Annotated in this window: 24 protein-coding genes; 13 read left to right on the top strand and 11 right to left on the bottom strand. The window is 68.7% G+C overall.

What is annotated here, in order from left to right; genetic code table 11:
* The first annotated feature begins 334 nt into the window (after positions 1–334).
* Positions 335–1933: an alkyl hydroperoxide reductase subunit F gene (gene ahpF / locus TSO352_RS05755; protein WP_109106357.1), complete on the top strand. Its 1599-nt coding sequence runs from the start codon at positions 335–337 to the stop codon at positions 1931–1933.
* 89 nt (positions 1934–2022) lie between these two features.
* On the opposite strand, the gene TSO352_RS05750 is transcribed toward ahpF, so the two are convergent.
* Both TSO352_RS05750 and fliI read right to left on the bottom strand, forming a co-directional pair.
* Positions 2023–2457: a flagellar export protein FliJ gene (locus TSO352_RS05750; protein ID WP_109106356.1), complete on the bottom strand. Its 435-nt coding sequence runs from the start codon at positions 2455–2457 to the stop codon at positions 2023–2025.
* Entirely contained in the window at positions 2454–3791 is a 1338-nt protein-coding gene (gene fliI, locus TSO352_RS05745) for a flagellar protein export ATPase FliI (protein ID WP_109106355.1), read from the bottom strand. Before fliI ends, TSO352_RS05750 begins: the two co-directional genes overlap by 4 nt.
* A 254-nt stretch (positions 3792–4045) precedes the next feature.
* Here fliI and TSO352_RS05740 point away from each other — a divergent pair, with 254 nt between their 5' ends.
* The 4 genes from TSO352_RS05740 to TSO352_RS05725 all read left to right on the top strand — a co-directional run bounded on the left by TSO352_RS05740 (position 4046) and on the right by TSO352_RS05725 (position 5858).
* Positions 4046–4780: a response regulator transcription factor CtrA gene (locus TSO352_RS05740; RefSeq protein ID WP_109106354.1), complete on the top strand. Its 735-nt coding sequence runs from the start codon at positions 4046–4048 to the stop codon at positions 4778–4780.
* Positions 4781–5029: 249 nt separating this feature from the next.
* Positions 5030–5239: a cold-shock protein gene (locus TSO352_RS05735; protein WP_045583537.1), complete on the top strand. Its 210-nt coding sequence runs from the start codon at positions 5030–5032 to the stop codon at positions 5237–5239.
* Positions 5240–5335: 96 nt separating this feature from the next.
* Positions 5336–5578, top strand: a complete 243-nt coding sequence (locus tag TSO352_RS05730; RefSeq protein WP_109106353.1) for a hypothetical protein — start codon at positions 5336–5338, stop codon at positions 5576–5578.
* Between the two features lie 76 nt (positions 5579–5654).
* Positions 5655–5858, top strand: coding sequence for a hypothetical protein (locus TSO352_RS05725; RefSeq protein WP_348770548.1), 204 nt, complete (start codon positions 5655–5657; stop codon positions 5856–5858).
* A 108-nt stretch (positions 5859–5966) separates the two neighbouring features.
* Here the strand turns inward: TSO352_RS05725 and TSO352_RS05720 are convergent, their stop codons facing one another.
* The 5 genes from TSO352_RS05720 to TSO352_RS05700 form a co-directional block, all read right to left on the bottom strand.
* A complete protein-coding gene (locus tag TSO352_RS05720; protein ID WP_109106351.1) occupies positions 5967–6806 on the bottom strand; it encodes a protein-glutamate O-methyltransferase in 840 nt (279 codons plus the stop codon).
* Positions 6803–7963 (bottom strand): chemotaxis response regulator protein-glutamate methylesterase, encoded by a 1161-nt coding sequence (locus tag TSO352_RS05715; RefSeq protein ID WP_109106350.1) that lies wholly within the window; start codon positions 7961–7963, stop codon positions 6803–6805. Before TSO352_RS05715 ends, TSO352_RS05720 begins: the two co-directional genes overlap by 4 nt.
* Positions 7964–8056: 93 nt before the next feature.
* The gene (locus TSO352_RS05710) at positions 8057–8422 is read right to left on the bottom strand and encodes a response regulator (RefSeq protein WP_109106349.1); all 366 of its coding nucleotides are present in this window, start codon (positions 8420–8422) and stop codon (positions 8057–8059) included.
* A 70-nt stretch (positions 8423–8492) separates the two neighbouring features.
* Positions 8493–8993, bottom strand: coding sequence for a chemotaxis protein CheW (locus TSO352_RS05705; RefSeq protein WP_109106348.1), 501 nt, complete (start codon positions 8991–8993; stop codon positions 8493–8495).
* Positions 8990–11767, bottom strand: coding sequence for a hybrid sensor histidine kinase/response regulator (locus TSO352_RS05700; protein ID WP_109106347.1), 2778 nt, complete (start codon positions 11765–11767; stop codon positions 8990–8992). The genes TSO352_RS05705 and TSO352_RS05700 overlap by 4 nt, the downstream gene beginning before the upstream one ends.
* 203 nt (positions 11768–11970) lie before the next feature.
* On the opposite strand from TSO352_RS05700, the gene TSO352_RS33430 reads away from it, so the two are divergent.
* Entirely contained in the window at positions 11971–12144 is a 174-nt protein-coding gene (locus TSO352_RS33430; RefSeq protein ID WP_199231492.1) for a hypothetical protein, read from the top strand.
* A 9-nt stretch (positions 12145–12153) separates the two neighbouring features.
* Here TSO352_RS33430 and TSO352_RS05695 read toward each other — a convergent pair whose 3' ends face one another.
* Positions 12154–12837: a histidine phosphotransferase family protein gene (locus tag TSO352_RS05695; RefSeq protein WP_109106346.1), complete on the bottom strand. Its 684-nt coding sequence runs from the start codon at positions 12835–12837 to the stop codon at positions 12154–12156.
* A gap of 169 nt (positions 12838–13006) precedes the next feature.
* Between TSO352_RS05695 and TSO352_RS05690 the strand changes: the two genes are divergently transcribed.
* The 3 genes from TSO352_RS05690 (at position 13007) to TSO352_RS05685 (ending at position 15389) form a co-directional block, all read left to right on the top strand.
* Positions 13007–13186, top strand: coding sequence for a DUF3553 domain-containing protein (locus TSO352_RS05690; protein WP_109106345.1), 180 nt, complete (start codon positions 13007–13009; stop codon positions 13184–13186).
* Between the two features lie 124 nt (positions 13187–13310).
* Complete coding sequence (locus TSO352_RS34225; RefSeq protein ID WP_282183828.1) at positions 13311–13433, top strand: hypothetical protein; 123 nt, start codon at positions 13311–13313, stop codon at positions 13431–13433.
* A gap of 168 nt (positions 13434–13601) precedes the next feature.
* Entirely contained in the window at positions 13602–15389 is a 1788-nt protein-coding gene (locus TSO352_RS05685; protein ID WP_247871957.1) for an ATP-binding protein, read from the top strand.
* A 19-nt stretch (positions 15390–15408) separates the two neighbouring features.
* Here TSO352_RS05685 and TSO352_RS05680 read toward each other — a convergent pair whose 3' ends face one another.
* Both TSO352_RS05680 and TSO352_RS05675 read right to left on the bottom strand, forming a co-directional pair.
* Positions 15409–16314 (bottom strand): DMT family transporter, encoded by a 906-nt coding sequence (locus TSO352_RS05680; protein ID WP_109106343.1) that lies wholly within the window; start codon positions 16312–16314, stop codon positions 15409–15411.
* Between the two features lie 148 nt (positions 16315–16462).
* Positions 16463–17527, bottom strand: coding sequence for an esterase-like activity of phytase family protein (locus TSO352_RS05675; protein WP_109106342.1), 1065 nt, complete (start codon positions 17525–17527; stop codon positions 16463–16465).
* Positions 17528–17738: 211 nt separating this feature from the next.
* Here TSO352_RS05675 and TSO352_RS05670 point away from each other — a divergent pair, with 211 nt between their 5' ends.
* Complete coding sequence (locus tag TSO352_RS05670) at positions 17739–18470, top strand: sensor histidine kinase (RefSeq protein WP_109106341.1); 732 nt, start codon at positions 17739–17741, stop codon at positions 18468–18470.
* A gap of 18 nt (positions 18471–18488) precedes the next feature.
* Here the strand turns inward: TSO352_RS05670 and TSO352_RS05665 are convergent, their stop codons facing one another.
* The gene (locus tag TSO352_RS05665) at positions 18489–18869 is read right to left on the bottom strand and encodes a NifB/NifX family molybdenum-iron cluster-binding protein (RefSeq protein WP_109106340.1); all 381 of its coding nucleotides are present in this window, start codon (positions 18867–18869) and stop codon (positions 18489–18491) included.
* A 238-nt stretch (positions 18870–19107) separates the two neighbouring features.
* Here TSO352_RS05665 and rpoH point away from each other — a divergent pair, with 238 nt between their 5' ends.
* The 3 genes from rpoH (at position 19108) to TSO352_RS05650 (ending at position 21820) form a co-directional block, all read left to right on the top strand.
* On the top strand, positions 19108–19983 hold the full coding sequence (gene rpoH, locus TSO352_RS05660) for an RNA polymerase sigma factor RpoH (RefSeq protein ID WP_109106339.1): 876 nt from the start codon (positions 19108–19110) through the stop codon (positions 19981–19983).
* A 182-nt stretch (positions 19984–20165) separates the two neighbouring features.
* Positions 20166–20375 carry a hypothetical protein gene (locus tag TSO352_RS05655; RefSeq protein WP_109106338.1) on the top strand — a complete coding sequence of 70 codons (210 nt, stop codon included), beginning with the start codon at positions 20166–20168 and terminating at the stop codon, positions 20373–20375.
* Entirely contained in the window at positions 20372–21820 is a 1449-nt protein-coding gene (locus TSO352_RS05650; protein WP_109106337.1) for a tetratricopeptide repeat-containing glycosyltransferase family protein, read from the top strand. Before TSO352_RS05655 ends, TSO352_RS05650 begins: the two co-directional genes overlap by 4 nt.
* Positions 21821–21851 lie beyond the last annotated feature (31 nt).

Below are 21851 nucleotides of genomic sequence, written 5' to 3'. Positions count from 1 at the left end.
TCTTTGGGATCGGGGGCCGGTCACGGCCGGCCCCCACCCCGTCCGCCGCAGCCCGGCGTCGGACCTGCCTGTTGCGAGCGCCCCCGTTGCCGGGCTCTCGCCCCTTTCCCGCGAAGGCGGGGATCCAGACGTGCGTTATCGTCGCACCCCCCTTGCCGATTCTGGATCCCCGCCTGCGCGGGGAGGACGATGATTTTCTGAAATCTCCGCTGTTTCAAAACCGGACGCCGTTGTCCGGAAGCCTCATTGCGCCCGTCGCACCCCTTTATCCCGCCCGAACCGCCGCACCGCGCCCCCCGGTTCGCTCCGGAAACAGAACTTGGGAACCAAAGCCATGCTGGACGCCACTCTCAAGACCCAGTTGAAGGGCTACCTTGAGCGGATCACGCAGCCGATCGAACTGGTCGCCTCGCTGAACGATCAGCCGAAGTCGCAGGAGATGCTGGGCCTGCTGGAAGACATCGCGTCGCTGTCGGACAAGATCACCCTGGTCCGCGACGGCCACGACGCCCGCCGGCCCTCCTTCGCGATCAACCGCGTCGGCACCGACATCGGCGTGCGCTTCGCCGGCCTGCCGATGGGCCATGAGTTCAATTCGCTGGTCCTGGCGCTGCTGCAGGTCGGCGGCCACCCGTCGAAGGAAGCGGCCGAGCTGATCGCGCAGATCAAGGATCTGGACGGCGACTTCCGCTTCGAGACCTATTTCTCGCTGTCCTGCCAGAACTGCCCCGACGTGGTGCAGGCGCTGAACCTGATGAGCGCGCTGAACCCGCGGATCAAGCACGTCGCCATCGACGGCGCCCTGTTCCAGCAGGAGGTCGAGCAGCGGCAGGTGATGGCGGTGCCGACCGTCTTCCTGAACGGCGAGCCCTTCGCCCAGGGCCGCATGGGGCTCGAGCAGATCGTCGCCAAGCTGGACAGCGGCGCCGTCGCCCGCGCCGCCGAGGCGATCAAGACCAAGGCGCCGTTCGAGGTGCTGGTGATCGGCGGCGGTCCGGCCGGCGCCGCCGCGGCGATCTACGCCGCCCGCAAGGGCATCCGCACCGGCGTGGCGGCCGAGCGGTTCGGCGGCCAGGTGCTCGACACCATGGCGATCGAGAACTTCATCTCGGTCTCGCACACCGAAGGGCCGAAGCTGGCGGCGGCGCTGGAGCAGCACGTCAAGGACTATGACGTCGACATCATGAACCTGCAGACCGCCACGGCGCTGGTGCCGCCGGCGCAGGCCGGCGGGCTGATCGAGGTGAAGCTGGCGAGCGGCGCCTCGCTGAAGTCGCGCACCGTGGTGCTGTCGACCGGCGCCCGCTGGCGCTCGATGAACGTCCCCGGGGAGGCGGAATACCGCAACAAGGGCGTCGCCTACTGCCCGCACTGCGACGGTCCGCTGTTCAAGGGCAAGCGCGTCGCGGTGATCGGCGGCGGCAACTCCGGCGTCGAGGCGGCGATCGACCTCGCCGGTCTGGTGGCCCACGTCACCCTGATCGAGTTCGACAGCCAGCTCCGCGCCGACGCGGTGCTCCAGCGCAAGCTGCACAGCCTGCCCAACGTCACCGTCATCACCTCGGGCCAGACGACCGAGGTCCATGGCGACGGCGCCAAGGTGGTCGGCCTGTCCTACAAGGACCGCAACAGCGGCGAGCTGAAGCGGGTGGATCTGGAAGGCATCTTCGTGCAGATCGGCCTGGTGCCCAACACCGAATGGCTGAAGGGCACGGTGGCGCTGGCCCCGCGCGGCGAGATCGAGGTCGATGCCCGCGGCCAGACCTCCATCCCCGGCGTCTTCGCCGCCGGCGACGCGACGACGGTGCCCTACAAGCAGATCGTCATCGCCATGGGCGAAGGCGCCAAGGCCGCCCTGTCGGCCTTCGACCACCTGATCCGCACCGTCCCGGTCGAGGAATCGCGCCCGGCGGCGATGGAAGCGGCCGAGTGAGGGTCGGGTAAAGGAAAGCCGGCGGTCTCGGGCTGAGGCCGCCGGCCTTTTTTCTGTACAGGACGCGGCTGACGGATTGGGACGATACGTTATCCCCCCGTCGCCTCCTCCTCCGCCTGCCGGCGGCGGAAGCCGACCAGCGCGGTTTCGTCCAGCATGTTGGCGTCCTTGCGCTTCTGCTTGTCGCGCTCACGCTTCAGACGCTCCTCTTCCGCCAGTTCGAAGCGCTTCAGCTCCTGGAAGGATTCGGCCATCTCGTCGGTGGCGATGTTGATCTGCGCCTCGACCTGTCCCAGCGATTCGCCGAGCTTCCGCCCGCGCTCCAGCGCCGCCTGGGCGAAGTTGGAGTAGGTGAAGGAGACGGAGAAATCGTCGCGGACGGTTTCCTGCTCGTGCAGGACGTCCTGCTTGACCTTCTCGATCTCCGCCCGCAGCCGGTCGGCCAGCGTGTGGAGTTCCGCCAGGACGCGACGCTTCTCGTCCAGTTGCAGCTTTTGCAGGCGGATGATCGTCTTCAGGCTCATTGCGGCCACTGCACCCCAAAGATTTCAGCCAGCATGGCATAGCTCGTCTCAAGATCGGTGGACTCGCGCTTGCCCTGCTTCAAAAAAGCCTCCAGCGCCGGCTGGTAATGGATCGCCTCGTCGACCTGCGGGTCGGAGCCGCGGCGGTAGGCGCCCAGCCGGATCATCTCCGCCATGTTGTCGTAGGCCGACATCAGGCGCCGGGCGTAGCCGACCAGTTCGTTCTCGTTGGCGGTGTTGCAACCGGGCATGGTGCGCGACACGCTGCGCAGGATGTTGATGGCGGGGTAGCGCCCACGCTCGCCGATCTGGCGTTCCAGCACGATGTGGCCGTCCAGGATGCCGCGCACCGCGTCGGCGATCGGCTCGTTGTGGTCGTCGCCCTCCACCAGCACGGTGAACAGGCCGGTGATCGAGCCCGAGCCGACCAGACCCGGCCCGGCGCGCTCCAGCAGGCGCGGCAGCTCGGCGAAGACGGTCGGCGGGTAGCCCTTGGTCGTCGGCGGCTCGCCGGCCGACAGGCCGATCTCGCGCTGGGCCATGGCGAAGCGGGTGACGCTGTCCATCATGCACAGCACGTTGCGGCCCTGGTCGCGGAAATGCTCGGCCACCGCCAGCGTCATGTAGGCGGCCTGCCGGCGCATCAGCGGCGCCTCGTCCGACGTGGCGCAGACGACGATGCTGCGGGCCAGGCCCTCCTCGCCCAGATCCTCGGTGATGAACTCCTGCAGCTCGCGGCCGCGCTCGCCGATCAGGCCGATCACCGCGATCTCGGCGGCGGAGAAGCGCGCCAGCATCGACATGACCGAGGATTTGCCGACGCCCGACCCGGCGAAGATGCCCATGCGCTGCCCCAGGCAGCAGGTCAGGAAGGCGTTGATGGCGCGGATGCCGAGGTCGAGCTTCTGGCCGACCCGGGCGCGGGCGTGGGCGTTGGGCGGGTTGTTGCGGATCGGCGTGCCGCGCGGTCCCTTGGGCAGCGGCCCCTTGCCGTCCACCGGCTCGCCCAGCGCGTTCACCACGCGGCCCAGCCAGGCGTCGGTCGGGAAGATCGACGGCTGGTCGCCCGCCACCAGCGCGCGGCAGCCCAGCCCCACCCCGTCCAGCGCGCCGAACGGCATCGCCAGCGCCCGGCCCTGGCGGAAACCCACCACCTCGCACGGCACGGCGCGGCGGTCGCGCGTCTCGACGATGCAGCGGCCGCCGACCGACAGCTCCTTCTCGATGCCGCCGACCTCGACCATCAACCCGGACACCGCGGTAACGCGGCCGAAGCGGCTGCAATCGGGAATGTCGTCGATCTCGCGGATCAGGTGATTGATGTCGAGCGGCATCGATGCAGTGCATGCATCCCAAAGACGGGACGCAGCTCCCATTAAGTGGTAAGGCAGTGGACGGACACCCCGTTAACCACCATCATCGCATCTTCCGATGGAAGGATTAACGTTGTGTAAGCGCTTGGCACTGGCGTTAAGCTGAATCGTCTGTTAATTTGTGTAAACGGGATGGGGGAAATCGGTCATGAAGGACCGGGAACCGTTCCGGGGTCGGGTAGCGAAAGCGCGCCATCAAACGTCGGGATATCGCCATGAGGGTTTTGCTGGTTGAAGACGACTCCTCCGTCGCCAAAAGCATCGAGTTGATGCTGAATACGGAAGGATTCATCGTCGATTCTACCGACCTGGGTGAAGACGGGCTGGAAATCGGCAAGCTCTATGACTACGACATCATTATTCTCGACCTGATGCTGCCGGACATCGACGGGTATGAGGTGTTGCGGCGCCTGCGCGCAGCGCGTGTAACCACCCCGATCCTGATTCTCTCGGGCCTGACCGAGATGGACAACAAGATCAAGGGTCTGGGCTTCGGCGCCGACGACTATCTGACCAAGCCGTTCGACAAGCGGGAGTTGATCGCCCGCATCCAGGCGATCGTCCGCCGGTCCAAGGGCCATTCCGACAGCATCATCCGCACCGGCCGCCTGACCGTCAACCTCGACACCCGCACGGTGGAGGTCGACCAGTCGCCGCTGCACCTGACCGGCAAGGAATACGGCATCCTGGAGTTGTTGAGCCTGCGCAAGGGCACGACGCTGACCAAGGAGATGTTCCTGAACCACCTCTACGGCGGCATGGACGAGCCGGAACTGAAAATCATCGACGTTTTTGTCTGCAAACTGCGCAAAAAGCTGGCCGCCGCCACCCAGGGCGACAACTACATCGAGACGGTGTGGGGCCGCGGCTATGTCTTGCGCGATCCGCAGGAGGACATCGTCGAAAGCGCCGCACCGCCGCCGCGGCTGCAGCAACAGGCCGCGGGCTGATCGGCCGGCCGCCGTTCCTTGCCCCTTCTTTTGCCCTGCCCCTTCTTTCACCTTGAAAGAGGGGGCCGTCGCGCCCATCTTGAGAAGGTCATTCTGCTTCGGACTGCGGGGCCACGCCGCCCCTGCTTCGCCCTTGTTCCCGCGCCAAGCGTTCTCGCTTTCGCGCGCGACCTGAGTGCAGCCAATCCCACACCCAGTCTGATGCGCCGCACCGGTGGTGCGGCGCCCTTTGTGTTATGGGAGACAGAGATGCCCGTCGGCACCGTCAAATGGTTCAACAGCACCAAGGGCTTCGGTTTCATTCAGCCGGACAACGGCGGCCCGGATGTGTTCGTTCACATCTCTGCGGTGGAACGCGCCGGGCTCCGCAGCCTGGTTGATGGCCAGAAGATTTCCTATGAGGAGCAGCGCGATCCCAAGCGCGGCAAGACCTCGGCGGAAAACCTGAAGGCGGTCTGAACCGTCGTCAGTCTGTCCTGAGGAAAGGGCATCGGGAAACCGATGCCCTTTTTCCGTGCTTCCCGACCAAAGGGTGATGACCCGAAGGAGACGCTGATGGCCTTCAAGCCGAACTACAACCAGCAGCGCGCCGAGCGCAACCGCGCCAAAGAGCAGAAGAAGCAGGAAAAGAAGCAGCGCCGCGACGAAGAGGTCGCCGCCCGCCGCGCCGCAGGGCTCAGCGACGACGACCAGACCAGCGAACTGGGTGGCGCGGCGGACGACGAGGATGGCGAGACCGAAGGCAATGCCACCGGCACGCCTCCGGACGACACGCTGACCCGCAGCGACAACGGTTGACCGGGCGGCCTTCCCGGCCGCCCCAACCGTCCCGATCACGGAGAAAAACACCATGGCCCGTCAAAAGAAACAGCCCGTGGACAATGGCTATGCCTTGTTCGACATCCTCTACCAGGATGGCGCGCGCACCTCGAACCGCAAGGTGCCGACCGTCGACATCGACCAGTACGACCGCGAGAATTCGGTGCGCGCCTTCATCGAAGCGCAGGACCGCAAGATCGCCGAGATGTCCGGCAACCCGCGCGGCCCGATCAAGTCGATCACGCCGTCGGACGTCTGACGTCGAACCGGTGACACCCGCTTTGTCCGGTTACACTCTGTCTGCCTTGCCTGCCTGACCGATGTTGATGAAGGGGCGGCGCCTGACCGCCGCCTTCATCAGGCCGCCTCACGCCACCTTGGCGCCGGCGGCGGAAAAACCGCCCAGACTGTACAGACCGCGCTGCCCTTCCACCGGCTTGAACTTGTCGGTGATGCCCAGCACGGTTTCCGCCCCGCCCAGATAGAGCACGCCATCCTGCGGCATCTGGCGGGCGATCGATTCCAGCACCTTCGCCTTGGTCGGCTGGTCGAAATAGATCAGCACGTTGCGGCAGAAGACGATGTCGAACTGCCCCAGGGCCGACAGGTCGCCCAGCAGGTTCCATTCACGGAACGACGCCATCTGGCGCAGTTGCTGGCTGATCTGCCACTTGTCGCCATTCTGCTTGAAGTGCTTCACCAGCATGGTGATCGGCAGGCCGCGCTGCACCTCGAACTGGGTGTACACGCCGGACTTGGCGCGCTCCACCATTTCGGCCGAGATGTCGGTGCCGACGATCTCGATGCGCCAGCCGGCCAGCTTCGCCGCCTCGTCGTTCAGGATCATCGACAGCGAATAGGCTTCCTGCCCCGACGAGCAGGCGGCCGACCAGATGCGCAAGGACCGCTTGGCCGCCCGCGCCTCCATCAGGCGCGGCAGCACGAGCTGGCGAAACTGGTCGAAGGGCTTCTGGTCGCGGAAGAAGGACGACTCGTTGGTCGTCATCGCCTCCGTGATGTCACGGAGCAGCGCCTCGTCCTTGCGGGTGCGGACGGTGGTCGCCAGTTCCTCCAGCCCCTTCATGTTCCACTTGCGCGCCACCGGCATCAGCCGGGATTCGAGCAGGTAGGCCTTGTCGCGGGTCAGGACCAAGCCGGAACGCTGCTTGAGCAGCGTGGAGAACATGTCGAAATCTTCGACTCTCATGCTGCCCTCGACGCGAGCTTGCGGATGTGGGGACCGATTTCCTTGAGCGGCAGGATGACGTTGCAGATGCCGGCCTGCGCCACCGCGCCCGGCATGCCCCAGACGACGCTGGACGCCTCGTCCTGGGCGATCAGCGTGCCGCCGCCGTTGACCACCTCGGTGCAGCCCTTCAGCCCGTCCTGGCCCATCCCGGTCAGGATGCAGGAGAGGATCTTGCGGCCGCCGAACGCCTTGAGGATCGACCGCATCATCGGATCGACCGCCGGGCGGCAGAAATTCTCCGGCGGATCCTTGCTCAGCGCGATCACGTTGACCCCGGCGCGTTGCGCCACCAGCATGTGGAAGTCGCCGGGCGCGATGTAGCAGCGGTTCTGCACCACCGGCTCGCCGTCCTTGGCCTCGCGCGCGTCGATCCCGCACTGGCGGCTGATGTGCTCGGCCAGGATGGTGGTGAAGGTCGCCGGCATGTGCTGGGTGATCAGGATCGGCTGGCTGATGCCCTTCAGGTGCGACAGCACCTCGAACAGCGCCTGCGGACCGCCGGTGGAGCTGCCGATGGCGATGACGTCCGGCTTCACCGGGACGCCGGCGGCGGCCGGACGGGTGACGATCGGCCCGACCTCGCGCTTGAACAGCGACGGCGCGGCGGACGGCGTCAGCGGGCGGATTTCCCCGCGCGAGCGCGACCCGGCGCGGCGGGCGGCGGCGCCCAGCGCCTTCACCTTCGCCACCAGCTCGCGCTTGAAGTCCTCCGCCCCGCCGATCTCGCGGGTGGAGGTCGGCTTGGGGATGTAATCGGCCGCGCCGGCGGACAGGCAGCGGATGGAGACGTCGGCCCCGCGCAGCGTCAGCGTCGAGGCCATGATGATCTTCACCTGCGGCGCCACCGCCAGCAGCTTCGGGATGGCGGTCAGGCCGTCCATCACCGGCATCTCGATGTCCAGCACGATCACGTCGATCGAGTTGCGCTGCAACGAGTTGACCGCCATCTGGCCGTCGCCGACCGACGTGACGACGCGGATGTCGGGATCGCCCTCCAGCGCACGGGTCAGCAGACCACGGATGACGGCGGAGTCGTCCACCACCATGACCCGGACGGGATCCGGGTTGGCCGGTCGCGCGGCGGTGAGGGAGCCTCTGCCAAAACTGTCCGACATAACGGCAAATCGCCTTTCAACTCGACGGGTTCGATGCATCATCGTCTGCGCCGAAGGCCGGGGCGATGATCCCCGGCCGGCGCGCGACCGCCGTCACAGCAGTCCGACCTGCGCGAACTTGGTCTGGATGATGTCGCTGTCGAAGGGCTTCATGATGTACTCGTTGGCCCCGGCCGACAGCGCCTCCTGAATGTGGGCGAGGTCGTTTTCGGTGGTGCAGAACACGACCTTGGGCGTCTCGCCGCCACTCATCTTGCGCAACCGGCGCAGGAATTCGATGCCGTTCATCACCGGCATGTTCCAGTCCAGCAGGATCGCGTCCGGCATCTGTGCCGCGCAGGCTTCCATCGCCTGCTTGCCATCCTCCGCCTCCGAACAGGCGAAGTTCAGCTCCTCCAGAATCTTGCGCGCGACCTTGCGGACCACGCGGCTGTCGTCGACCACCAGGCAGGATTTCATTGCGGCAGGGCCTCGGTCATCTGTTCGTCCGGCAGGGCCGTCCGGCGGCAGCGGTTGCCGCCGCCGTCGGTCAGGCCGTCTCGATGGTTGTGAAGTTGAGCAGACGAGGCACGTCCAGCACAACCATCAACTGGCCGTTCAGCCTATAAATTCCGGTCGAGACCTCACGCCAGCGCGGATCCAGCGTCGCTGGGTTGCGCTCGAAGTCCTCCTTGGTCAGGCTCAGCACCTCGCCGACCGAATCGACCATCAGGCTGTACAACTCGCCGCGCAGGTCGACGACGATCGACATGCCCGGCTTGTCCTTCGGCCGGCCGGTCAGGCCGAGCCGAAGGCGGACGTCGATGGCGGTGACGATGCGGCCGCGCAGGTTCAACGATCCGGCGACCTCCGGCGGGGCCAGCGGGATGCGGGTGATCCGCTGATGGCCCAGCACGTCCTGCACCTGAAGGACCGGGATGCCGAACATCTGGTCGGCGATCGTCATGGTCACAAAGTCCTGGTTGCCCGAGACGACGAGATCGTCGCCCCTCGACTTCCGGACGGTGGACGGCAGCGTGGCGTTGCTCATGCGGCACCTTTCTGTTCGGTCAGCGTCTGCTGCAGCGCGAAGAGCAGCGCGTCACGGTCGAACTTGGCGACATAGTCGTTGAAGCCGGCGATGCGGCCGCGGTCGAGGTCGCGGGCGCTGGCGTGGCTGGACAGCGCCACCATCGGCACACGCTGCCAACGGCTGCCGTGGCGCACCGCCTCGGCGAAGTCGAAGCCGCTCATGCCCGGCATCTCGATGTCGGAGACGATGACGTCGAAGTCCTCGCCCGCCTCGCACAGCGCCATCGCGTCGTTGGCGTTCTCCACCGCCGTCACGTCGTAACCGGCGACCGACAGCAGCGGCGTCAGCAGGTTGCGGAAGAACGGGCTGTCGTCGACCAGCAGCACGCGCTGCAGCTTCTCCTCGTCGAACGCCTCGGTGCTGGCGGAGCCGAACCAGTCCTTGTAGGCCTGGGTGAGGAAGAAGCCGGCGTCGATCACCTCGGTCGCCTTGCCGGCGATGATGGCCGAGCCCATCAGGCCGGGACGCTCCGCGGCGAGCTGGACGTTCAGCTTCTCTTCGACGATGTCGACGATCTCCTCGACGATCAGGCCCATCGAACGGTCGCCGTCGGCGAAGACCAGGACCGGCTGGCGGCCCTCCTTGCCCAGCGAGAAGTTCGGGTCGATCGGCACCAGCGGCATCAGCTTGCCGCGGTACTGGACCATCGGCAGGCCGTTCGACAGCTCTACCGTGGCGAGATCGACATCCTCCAGGCGGGCGACCAGCGACAGCGGCACCGCCTTGGGCGACGTGTCGCCGGCGCGGAACAGCAGCAGCGCCATCTTGTCTTCCTTGCGCTGGGTCTGGACCGCGGCGGCCTCCTTGCCGGCGGCCTCGCCCATCGCCATCTCGCCGGTGGCCGACGCGATGCCGTTGGGGTCCAGGATCATGATGACCGACCCGTCGCCCAGGATGGTGTTGCCCGAGAACATCTCGATGTGGCGCAGGATCGGCGCCACCGGCTTCACCACGATTTCCTCGGTGTCGAACACGCGGTCGACCATGATGCCGAAGGTGTAGGTGCCGACCTGGGTGACGACGATGAAGGTCTCGTCCTCGGTCTTCGCCACGCCTTCGCGGTCGTCCAGCCGCAGCAGCTCCTGCAGCGACACCAGCGGCAGCAGACGGTTGCGCAGGCGCAGGACCGGGGTGCCCTTCAGCCGTTCGATCGTGTGCTCGCTGTCGGCGGCGGCGCGCACCAGCTCAACCACGCTGATCTGCGGGATGGCGAAACGCTCGCCGGCGCATTCGACGATCAGGGCCGAGACGATGGCCAGCGTCAGCGGGATCTTGATGACGAAGGTCGAGCCCTTGCCCTGGGCCGACTTGATCTCGATCGTGCCGCCGATCTTCTCGATGTTGGTCTTGACCACGTCCATGCCGACGCCGCGGCCCGACACGTTGGTTACCTTCGCCGCGGTCGAGAAGCCCGGCTTCATGATGAACTGGATGATCTGCTGGTCGGTCATCGAGGCCAGCTCGATCTCCGACGCCATCCCGTTCTGGATCGCCTTCTGCTTGATCTTGTCGATCGCCAGGCCCTTACCGTCGTCCTGGATCTCGATGATGATGTGACCGCCTTCGTGATAGGCGTTCAGGGTGACGCGGCCCGTCTCCGACTTGCCGGCCTTCAGGCGTTCGGCCGGGATTTCCAACCCATGGTCGGCGCTGTTGCGCACCATGTGGGTCAGCGGGTCCTTGATCAGCTCCAGCACCTGGCGGTCCAGCTCGGTGTCGGCGCCGAGCATCTGGAGGTCGATCTTCTTGTTGAGTTCGTGCGCCAGATCGCGCACCAGGCGCGGCAGCTTGGCCCAGGCGTTGCCGATCGGCTGCATGCGCGTCTTCATGACGCCTTCCTGCAGCTCCGACGTCACATGGTTCAGGCGCTGCAGCGGGGCGGCGAACTCGCTCTCCTTCTGCGACCGCAGGATCTGGAGCAGCTGGTTGCGGGTCAGCACCAGCTCCGACACCATGGTCATCAGATTTTCGAGCAGGTCGACGTTGACCCGGATGGTCTGGGCGGCGACCGCCGATTCCTTGGTCGCGGCCTCGGCCCCCGCGTCGGCGCCACCGGCGTTGCCGCCGGAGGCGGCCTGCGCGACCGCGGCCGGCACCTTGGCGGCGGCCGGTTCGGCGTCGGGAACGACGAGATCCTGCGACGGCGCCGGCTCTTCCACCGGTTCGGGGGCGCGGGCGACCACGGCGGTGCTCGCCGGGACGGCGGGGGCGGCCGGCGGGTCGTTGGGGCCGGGGATGGAGTTCCACAGCGCTTCCAACTCGTCCAGCGTGGCCGGCCGGGAGTCGGCGGCGGCGACCGCCGGGGCGGTGGCCGGCGGCGGCGGCGCGGCGGCGGCCGGGGCGGGTCCGCCCAGCTTGCCTTCGGCGCACAGGTTCAGCCGCTCGATCAGCGGCAGGTCGTCGCCCGGGGGCTCAGCCTCCGTCGCTTCCAGGACGGCCAGCAGGCTCTTGATGGTGTCGAGCGCCTGAAGGATCAGCGAGACCGCTTCCGGGTTGATCGTCAGTTCGCCGTCACGGAACTTGCCGAGCACGTTCTCGGACGCGTGCGCCACCTTTTCCAGGCGCGGCAGGCCGAGAAAGCCGCAGGTGCCCTTGATGGTGTGGACGAGTCGGAAGATGTTCGAGAGCAGTTCCGGGTTGTTGGGGTTCTGCTCCAACCGCACCAACTCGACGTCGAGCACCGAGAGGTTTTCGTTTGTTTCCGTCAGAAATTCGGAAAGCAGATCATCCATGTCGCATTCCCCAGGCCCAATGTTTATGGTCCGCGCCGGCCTGCGGCTCGAACGGGCAGCGTTGTGTGCCGCCGGTTGCGCTCCAGTCCAGGTAAGGGCGGAGCCTGTCAAACACTGATTAAGAGAACCTTACCTCTTCCGATAGGGTATTCGCGCGAACACCCTAGCGCAGGACCGGGGGTTCCGTTGTCACAGGAGGAACGATGACCGACGCCGAACTCGCCCAGTCCATCCGCGAGGCCGTGGAACGCCTCAACGCCGCGCTGGCGGAGGCCGCGCGCCACAATCTGGCGGTGACGCTGCGCACCACCGCCCACCAGACGACCGGCGGGGTCGAGCAGATCGTCGTGGAGCCGCGGATCTTCAAGCAGTTGTGAGTTGAGCCCTCACCACTCCGCGCTGAAGACCAGCCGCTCGGTGCTTTCCGGGGACACCAGGATGCGGTAGCCGTCGCTCTCGGCGAGCCGGCCGGTGAGGTAGGCGTGGATGGTGCGGGGCGTCAGCCCGCCGGCCGGCACCGTGCCGGCCAGCGCCGCCGCCGCGTCGGCGCTGAGGTTGCCGGGCCGGCCGGCGGCGGTCACCGTCACCCGGCCCTTGTCCTCCCCGCCCTCGGCGGCGACGGAGACGAGGCCGCCATGGGTCAGCGCCTCGTCCGCCAGGAGGACGAGGTTCAGCAGCAGCTTCACCACGCCGCGCCGCTGGGCCATCATGTCGTTCGGCACCCGCTCCGGCCAGTCGAGCCGGGTGCGCCCGCCCTCGACCCAGCCGGCCGCCGCGGCACGGGCGTCGCCAAAGCCCTTCTGGTCGCGCCCGGCCACCCCGTAGGCGAGGCGGAACACCCGCAGCCGGCGGTCGGCCTGGCCGGAGGAATGGTCGATCAGCTTCACCGCCTCGCCCAGGAAGCCGCCGATGGCCGGACCACCGCCGGCATCCTCGTCGTCCTGCATCTCCTCGATCAGTTCGAGGCCGTTGCGGATGGCGCCGACCGGGCTGACCAGATCATGGCACAGCTTGGACGCCAGCAGTTCCAGGACGCGGAGGTCGACGGCGATGGGGGTGGACTCGGTCACGAGACGCTCTCCAGACAGGACCAGACAGGGGACGGCGCAACAACAGCAACGGCGGGGGCGACGGCACGCCGCCGCACGGCGTATAAGGACGAATTCTACACCTTCGGGCCGCCGCCGCACAGGCGGTCGCATTTCCTATGTGAAACAGCGTGATGGACGGGGTACGGACATGGACGATTCGCTGGTGCCGGGCGCCTGGGTGCGCCACCCGACGCAACCGGACTGGGGGCTGGGCCAGGTCCAGTCGGCCATCCGCAACCGCATCACGGTGAATTTCGAGCACGCCGGCAAGGTGCTGATCGATTCCGACGTCATCACCCTGGACCTCGTCGACCCGGACGAACTGTGATCCGGCCCCACCTGGGGACGGCGATGCGGCGGGCGTTGGCGGGAGAGCCGGATTGCGCGCCGGCCGCCGCTTTGCTTTGATGCGCTCCGGACAACAGCGCGTGCTTGACAGGGAGAGTGACGAAATGAAGGCCATGATGCTGGGCTTCGCCGCCGCCGCGGTGATCGCGTTGGGGGCGGCCATGGCGCTGAACGCCATCGGCCACTCCACCGCGGAGCGGTTCTCGACACCCGCCGTCCGCCTTTAAGGCGAACAGGATCGCCAGCTCTTCCACGAAAAGGCGACTTCACGACGGCCGCCGCCCGGTATAGGATCATAGGATCCGCGACCGGACATGGCAGGCCTTCGGGTGATCTCGCGTCTCAAAGGGGGAATGGGCGCTTTCGGGGTGGCGTTGATCCTTGGCTTGAACGCCATGATCGGCTACGGCCTGCTGCACGACCGCGACGAGCTGATCGCCAAGACAAGCGACGAAAGCCGGGCGATGGCGCTGGTCCTGGAACGCCACGCCACCGACAGCTTCGCCGGCGTGTCGAAGATCCTCGCCGGGGTGTCGGAGGTGCTGTCGGTCCGCGCCGACACCTGGGAACGCGGCGACGCCGACGTCCACGCACTGCTGCGCCGGCAGGCCGCGCTGTCGCCGCTGATCCGCGCCATCCTGGTGGTGTCGGCCGACGGCCGGCTGATCCACGACACCGAGACCCTGGCCCCGGCCGACGTCGACCTGTCCGACCGCGACTATCTGATGGCCCACCGCGATGGGCTGGCGTCCGGCGGCCCCGCCGGCGTCCATGTCGGGATTCCCGTGCGCGGCCGCACCTCCGGCAGTTGGTTCTTCAGCATGAGCCGGCGACTCGACACGCCGGCGGGCCGCTTTGCCGGGGTGGTGGTCGCGGTGATGGAGCCGACCGCCTTCCGCGGCTTCTACCAGACGCTGACGCTGCGCGACGACGCGGTGGTGACGCTGTACCACGCCGACGGGCCGGTGATGGCGCGCTTCCCCGACCACGACTCCTTCATCGGCCGCTCCGCCCGCCTGCTGCCGCTGTTCACCAGCCTGCTGAAGGGCGCGCAGGCCGGGACCGACACGGTGGATGCCAACGGCGACGGGCCGCGCCGGATCTTCAGCTTCCGCGCCTCGGCCGAGATGCCGCTGGTGGTGACGGTGTCGTCGTCGCGCGACTCTGTGCTGGAGCCCTGGTGGACGAAGGCGATGACCGCCGCGGCGGCCGACCTCGCCGGAACGCTGGTGCTGGGGCTGATGACGCTGGCGCTGCTGCGCGAGGCGGAGCGGCGCGAGCGCGCGCTGGCCGACCTGCAGGGCAGCGAGCGGGCGCTGCGCGACAGCCAGCAGCGGCTGATCCAGGACATCGCCGCCCGCCACCGGATCGAGGCGGAGCTGATCGCCGCCAAGCAGGTGTCCGACGCCGCCAACCGGGCCAAGACCCAGTTCCTCGCCAACATGAGCCACGAGCTGCGCACGCCGCTGAACGCGGTGATCGGCTTCGCGGAGGCGCTGGAGAGCGGCATCTTCGGCGCCATGCTGCCCAAACAGACGGAGTACATCGCCGACATCCGCCGCTCCGGCCAGCATCTGCTGAGCCTGATCAACGACATCCTCGACACCACCAAGATCGAGTCGGGCAAATACGTGCTGCACCAGGAGATCCTGGCGATCGAGGAGCTGATCGGCGAGAGCCTGCGCCAGATGGAGCCGCAGGCGATGGAAAAGGGGCTGACGCTGACCGAGTCGCTGGCCGAACCGCTGCCCATCCTGTTCGCCGACGCCCGCGCGGTGCGCCAGATCCTGCTGAACCTGCTGTCGAACGCGGTGAAATTCACCCCGCCGGGCGGACGGATCGTCGTCACCGTCGACCGCTCGGCGCGCGACCTGCGCCTGCGGGTCATCGACACCGGGATCGGCATCCCGCCCACCGAGCTGAGTCAGGTGATGGAGCCGTTCCATCAGGTCGACAACTCGCACACCCGCCGCCATGCCGGCACCGGGCTGGGGCTGCCGCTGGTCAAGTCGCTGGTGGAGATGCAGGACGGCCGCTTCGCCCTGAGCAGCGTGCCGGGGCGCGGCACCACCGCCACCGTGCTGTTCCCGGCCTCCCGCCTGCGCACCCGAATCGAGGAGGCCGCCGCCCAGGGGGCTAGGGTCGGGACTGGCGACAATCGGCGGGAAACCGCTTCCGCGTGAAGACCACTGGGGACCGGCGTCAGACCCGACGCCGACGCCCGGCGATGACCAGGGCAATGCCGCCCAGCACGGCGGCCGACGCGATCACCAATCCCAGCGTGATGCGCTCGCCCAGCGCCAGCACCGCCGCAACGGCGGTGATGACCGGGACGCTCAACTGGACCGAGGCGGCGCGGGCGGCGTTCAGGGCGGGCAGCGCCGCGTACCAGATCGAATAGCCGACGCCGGAGGCCACGGCCCCCGACAGCACGGCGTACAGCACCCCCTGCCCGTCCAGCCGGGCACCGCCGGTCGACAGCAGCGCCGTCAGCAGGGCCGGCACCGCCGCGATCGGCAGGGCGCGCAGGAAATTGCCGGCGGTGGTGGCGATGGGATCGCGGCTGGTCCGCCCCAGCAGCGAATAGACGCCCCAGGACGCCCCGGCCACCACCATCAGCAGCGCTCCCAGCGGATCGGGCGCCGACACGCCGGGCGCCAGCAGCAGCGCCAGTCCGGCCAGCGCCAACGCCAGCCCGGCCCACTGCGCGACGGCCATCCGCTCGCCGCGGTACAGCCCGACCAGGATCATGGTGGCCTGCACCGCGCCGAACAGCAGCAGCGCCCCGGTGCCGGCCGGCATCGAGAGGTAGGCGAAGGAAAAGGCCGCGGCGTAGGCCAGCAGCGCCGCCGCCGCCGTCCAGGAGCCGCCTTGGGAGCCGCCCCGCCCGGTGGCGCGGGCGATCAGCCACAGGCTCGCCGCGCCGGAGGCGATGCGGACCAGGGTGAAGCTGGCCGGGTCGATGGCGGTCTGGGTCAGGGCCAGCCGGCACAGGATGGAGTTGGCGGCGAAGGCCAGCATGGCCAGAACGGTGAGCAGCGCCGCCCGCGCAAGGCCCGGCACCACGGGATGGGGCGCTTGCAGCGGTGCTGCCTTGTCGGTCGCCATCACGATCGTTTCCCCCGATACTGTTCGCCTTGCCGATGATCGAGCCGGTAGCTAGCCGCAGCGCAGCCGCGCTGTCAAACGCTCGCCGAAGCGGATCGCCCGCGACTTTGGTCGCAACCGGCACCCGCAAGCGCCGGCATCGGGATCGTTACGGCGCCGGGCCCGGCAGGGCGAACAGCGCCAGATAGGTGCGCTGGAGGCTGCTGAAATTGTTGTCGGACACCAGATAGACCAGCGTCTCGCCCTCCCGCCCGGGCCGGGTCGCCATGCCTTCGAAATTGTCGTTCAGCAGCGGCGACTCGAGCCGGCCCAACTCCTCGCCATCGACGACGGCGCCGGCCCGCAACTGGTGCCGGGTCAGGCGGACGATGCGCGACGACCAGCCGCCCAGCAGCGACACCTCGCGTTCCAGCACCAGCGCCCCGCCGTCGGGCAGCGGGGCGGCGGCGGTCGGGCGGTAGCGCGGCGCCGCCCGGTAGGTGAAGCCCTGCCAATCCGCCGCCGACCGCGGCACGCCGTCGCCGGGGATGCCGTCGCGGGTGACCCAGGCACGCCGCTCCTGCCGGCCATCGTCCGCCCCCTCCTCGATCGTCAGCAGGCGGCCGTCGGACAGGCGGGTCAGCGTCTCCAGCCCGCCATTCTCCGGCGCATCCTCGGCCACGCCGGGCGGCAGCGGGATGGCGCTCGGCCTGCCCTGCGGGCCATCGTCTCCACCATTCCCGCCGGGCGGATAGCGCAGGATGCGGTGGTCGCGCTCCAGCGTCACCAGCCAGCCGCCGTCGGGCAGCCGGGTCAGATCCTCGGCGTCGGTGCGGCGTTTGCGGTGGGAGACGCCCTCCTCGACGGCCAGCGGGCGGGCCTGGACGTCGTGGACGCCGATCAGCCGCCCGCCCGGATCCTGGCCGCCATCGTGGTCCAGCCGGCCGTCGACGACCAGCCCGGTGTCGCCGATCGCGACGAACCGGTCGCCGGCCGGCGCCACCCACAGGCCGGACAGCCCGCCGACCGCGTCGCCGCCCGCGATGTCGAGCGCACCGAGGAAGCGCAGCGGACCAACCGCCGCCTTGCCCGGCCGGTCGCGGTCCAGCGGCACCGGGGCGGCCGTGACAATTTGCGGATGGCCCGGCCCGCCGCCGGCACCGACCACCGCGGCGCAGCCGCCGGACAGGGCCAGCAAAAGGAAAACCGACAGAATGGTCTTGCGCGTCATCATGCCGCCACTCTTGCGGTGGCACCCGACGGACACAACCTTTCTTTCGTGATCGAAGGCTCATCCGTCGCGTCCTGGCCCGGGGGGCTCGGCCTACTCGGGTAGGCGCGGCGGATTACTCCCTCAGAACCGGTGGGGTCGGGCGAACATGTGCTTAGATTGACAGAAGTTTTCGACGATGCTTTCCCACTATGATTCAGCCGGGTCCGCTCCCATGCCTATGCTTCCACGGTCGCAGCCCGCCCATTGCCCTCCGGATCAGCCGGGCGACGCCGCGACGCCGGCGGGAGGCTCCCCGGAAGCGTCCCCCGGGGCTTCCCTGGGCGACCGGCTGACAGCGCGCATCCAGGAACTGGAAGCCGAGCTGCGGGAATTGCAGCACCGCGCCAAGAACAGCCTGCAGCTGGTCATCAGCCTGCTGAAGCTCCAGGCCGGCCGCATCCGCGACCCCGACGCCCGCGCCGCCTACGAGCAGACCATGCTGCGGATCGAGGCGCTGGCCATCCTCTACCGCCAACTGCACGAGAGCGGCACCGGCACCCACGTCGACCTCGGCCGCTACGTCTCCGCCCTGTCCGAGGCGGTGCGCGAGGGCACGCCGGGCGCGCTGTCCCGCGTGCCGGTGACGGTGGACTCCGACGCGATCCAGATCGGCCTGTACGAGGCGATGCCGCTCGGCCTCATCATCGCGGAGCTGGTGACCAACAGCCTGCACCACGCCTTCCCCGACGACGGCTGGATCCGCGTGACGGTGCGCCAGCAGGGCGACAGCGGCCGTGCCCGCCTGACGGTGGAGGACAACGGCCGCGCCCTGCCCGCCGGGTTCGACACCACGGCGGAAGACGGGCTGATGCTGGCGGAGGCGCTGGCCGGTCAGCTCGGCGACACCCTGTCCACCGACAGCGACGCCGCCGGAACCACCGCCAGCGTCAGCTTCCCGGTCTGAAGCCCCCGCGCGCCCGACTCAGTGGTGATGGCCGTCCGCGTGGTCGTGATGGTCATGCGGGTGCGGCGGTTCGGGCGCCGGCGCCAGCGTGCCGGCGAACCAGCCGCGGATCGCCCGGACCGGGTCGGTTTCCAGCGTCGTCACCGGCTCGATCCCGCGACGCCTCATGTGGGCGACGAATCCCACCCCCGACGAGCCGGTGATCACCGCCCCCACCGAGTCGATCGGGTGGGGCCGGCCGTCGCCGCAGAGGTGCAGGACCTCCTCCTCCGCCAGTTCGATCCGGCCGGTCTCGACCGGGTCGCTGCCGGCCTCCGCCTCATAGACCAGGAAGCGGCGGGTGCGGCCGCCATGGGTGGCTATGGTCTTGAAATCCTTGGTACCAACGGCAATCTTCATGGAATGCGGGTCCCTGTCCGACGCTGCGTTTCCCGACGACCCGCCCGTCTTGCCACAGCCCCGCCCCGCGCGCACTGAGAGAGGTCAATCGCGGGCTCCGGCCGTGCCATACCCGAGCGCAACGCTTGACTTTCAGCACCGATTTTGTACTATATGGACGCCTGCTCCGTTCGGAGAGGCCGAAGCTCGCCGTCTGGGGGCTTCGAACCCGTCATATCGCTTCACATGAGGATGTGACATGAGCACCGCCATTGCCCTCCGTTCGCCCGATTCCGGCGAAACCCTGTCGCGCTACATCACCGACACGCACCGTTACCCGGTCCTGGCGGCCGAGGACGAGTATATGCTGGCCAAGGCCTGGTCGGAGCATGGCGACGTCGATGCGGCGCACAAGCTGGTCACCAGCCACCTTCGTCTGGTCGTCAAGATCGCCGGCGGCTACCGCGGCTACGGCCTGCCGCTGTCCGACCTGATCGCCGAGGGCAACCTGGGCCTGATGACCGCCGTCAAGAAATTCGAGCCGGAACGCGGCTTCCGCCTGTCCACCTACGCGATGTGGTGGATCAAGGCGTCGATCCAGGACTACATCCTGCGGTCGTGGAGCCTCGTGAAGATCGGCACCACCGCCGCGCAGAAGAAGCTGTTCTTCAGCCTGGGCCGCCTGAAGCGGAAGCTGGGCGAGTACGGCAACGGCGACCTGCACCCCGACAGCGTCACCACCATCGCCACCGACCTGTCGGTGCCGGAGGACGACGTCGTCGCGATGAACCGCCGCCTGTCGGCGCCGATGGCCTCGCTGAACGCGCCGATCGCGGCGGACGGCGACTCGGCGGAATGGCAGGATCTGCTGGCCGACGAGCGTCCCTCGGTCGAGGACACGCTGGTCGAACGCGGCGAGGCCCGCCAGCGCAGCGCCCTGCTGCACGAGGCGCTCGGCGTGCTGAACGATCGCGAGCGCGACATCCTGACCTGCCGCCGCCTGTCGGACAGCCCGCTGACCCTGGAAGACCTGTCGGTCCGCTACGGCGTCAGCCGCGAGCGCATCCGCCAGATCGAAGAGCGCGCCTTCGAAAAGGTCGCCCGCCAGACCCGCGTCCTGGCCGCCGCCGCTTAAACATCGACAACCGCGCCCAGCGCTGGAAACCGCCCCTCGGCAACGAGGCGGCGGTTTTTCGTGTGGCCGCGCGTGGCGGAAAGCGCGCCAGGAATCCAGCCCTTCCCCGTGGAACCACCGCTGAGACGGTCGGCGACGCGCTCCTGCGTCCGCCATGGCGGCCGGTCTCCCGGGAGGGTGGAATGTCCAAAGCGCACGCAATTCCCTGGACGTCGAAGATCCAGGTCATCAAGGACGCCCTCGACCAGTTCGAGGGGAACAGGATCCGGCGGTGGCAGGTGATCAACCGTCTGGTCAGCATCGGCCTGTCGGCCGACGACGCCAACATGATCGCCGACCATGGCAGCATCCCGCCCCACATCCTGAACGACTGGCGCGCGGCGCGGAAATGACCGCGCCGGAGCCGACGGCGGCCTTCGCGGCGGCCTTGCGCCTCCACCGCTCGGGAGAATGGACTCAGGCGCTGGCGGTCTACGACCGGCTGCTCGGCAGCGGAGGGTGCGGCGCGCTGGCGCCGGCGGCCTACGCCAACCGCGGGGCGGTGCTGCGGCGGCTCGGCCGGCTGGACGACGCCGTCGCCTCCTGCGTCGAGGCGGTGATCCGCCGCCCCGATCTGGCCGAAGCCTACGCCACCATCGGCGCCATCCTCCAGGAATCCGACCATCCCGTCGCGGCGCTCGACGCCTGCCGCCGTGCCATCGCGCTGGCCCCCGGCCTGTACACCGCCTACATGGCGCTCGGGCACGCGTTCCAGGATTTGGGCGACCATGCCCAAGCCTATCGGGCGCTGGCGCGGTCGGTGGACCTCAACCCCACGGCCGCCAGCACGCGCTACAATCTGGCCGAGGCACTGCTCCAGCACGGCGATTTCGCCAATGGCTGGCGTCACTACGAAGCACGCCGGCACCTGCCGGAACTGGGCTTCCGGCCGGCCGATCCGGACCGGCGGGAGTGGACCGGCCAGGACCTGACCGGCCGGACCCTGCTGGTCTGCGAGGAGCAGGGCTTCGGCGACACCCTCCAGTTCGTCCGGCTGCTGCCGCTGGTGAAGGCGCTGGGCGCCCGGATCATCCTGCAGTGCCGCGCGCCGCTGGTCCGGCTGCTGTCCGGCATGGCCGCCATCGACGCGGTCGTCACCGCGGCCCCCGACGACGGCGCCTATGATTACCGCATCCCGCTGATGTCGCTGATGCACCGGCTGGGCGTGACGCTGGACCGCATCCCGCCCACCCCCGACCTGTCGCCGCCGCCCGAGGCGACGGCGCGCTGGGCCGGGGTCGTGCCGCCGTCGGACCGGCTGACGGTGGGGCTGGTGTGGGCCGGCGATCCGAAGCTGGGCAAGGCCAACCTCGCCGGGATGGACGCCCGCCGCAGCGTGCGGCTGGACCGGCTCGCCCCGCTGCTGGCGCTCAACAGTGTGGGCTGGGGTGTGGGCTGGGGCGTGCGCTGGGTCAGCCTGCAGAAGGGGCCGGCGGCGCGGCAACTGGACGGGCTACCGGACGGCGCGGCGATCCTCGACCCGATGGGCGCGGTGGAGGATTACGCCGACACCGCCGCCATCGTCCGCCGGCTCGACCTCGTGATCGGGGTCGACACCTCGGTCGTCCATCTCGCCGGGGCGCTGGGCACGCCGGTGTGGGTGCTGTCGCGCTTCAGCGGCTGCTGGCGCTGGCTGCTCGACCGCGACGACAGCCCCTGGTACCCGACGCTGCGCCTGTTCCGGCAGGCCCGGCCCGGCGACTGGGACGGCGTGGTGGAGCGGGTGCGCGAAGAGCTGTTGCGCGCGGTGGACCAACATCGCCATCATCGGCATCACCATCGTCGGCGGCCGGCCTGACCCGGCCCCCTGCCCCCATCTCCATCCCGGA

The organism is Azospirillum sp. TSO35-2 (assembly GCF_003116095.1).
Classification (GTDB): Bacteria; Pseudomonadota; Alphaproteobacteria; order Azospirillales; family Azospirillaceae; genus Azospirillum.
This window is presented reverse-complemented; position numbering and strand designations above follow the sequence as displayed.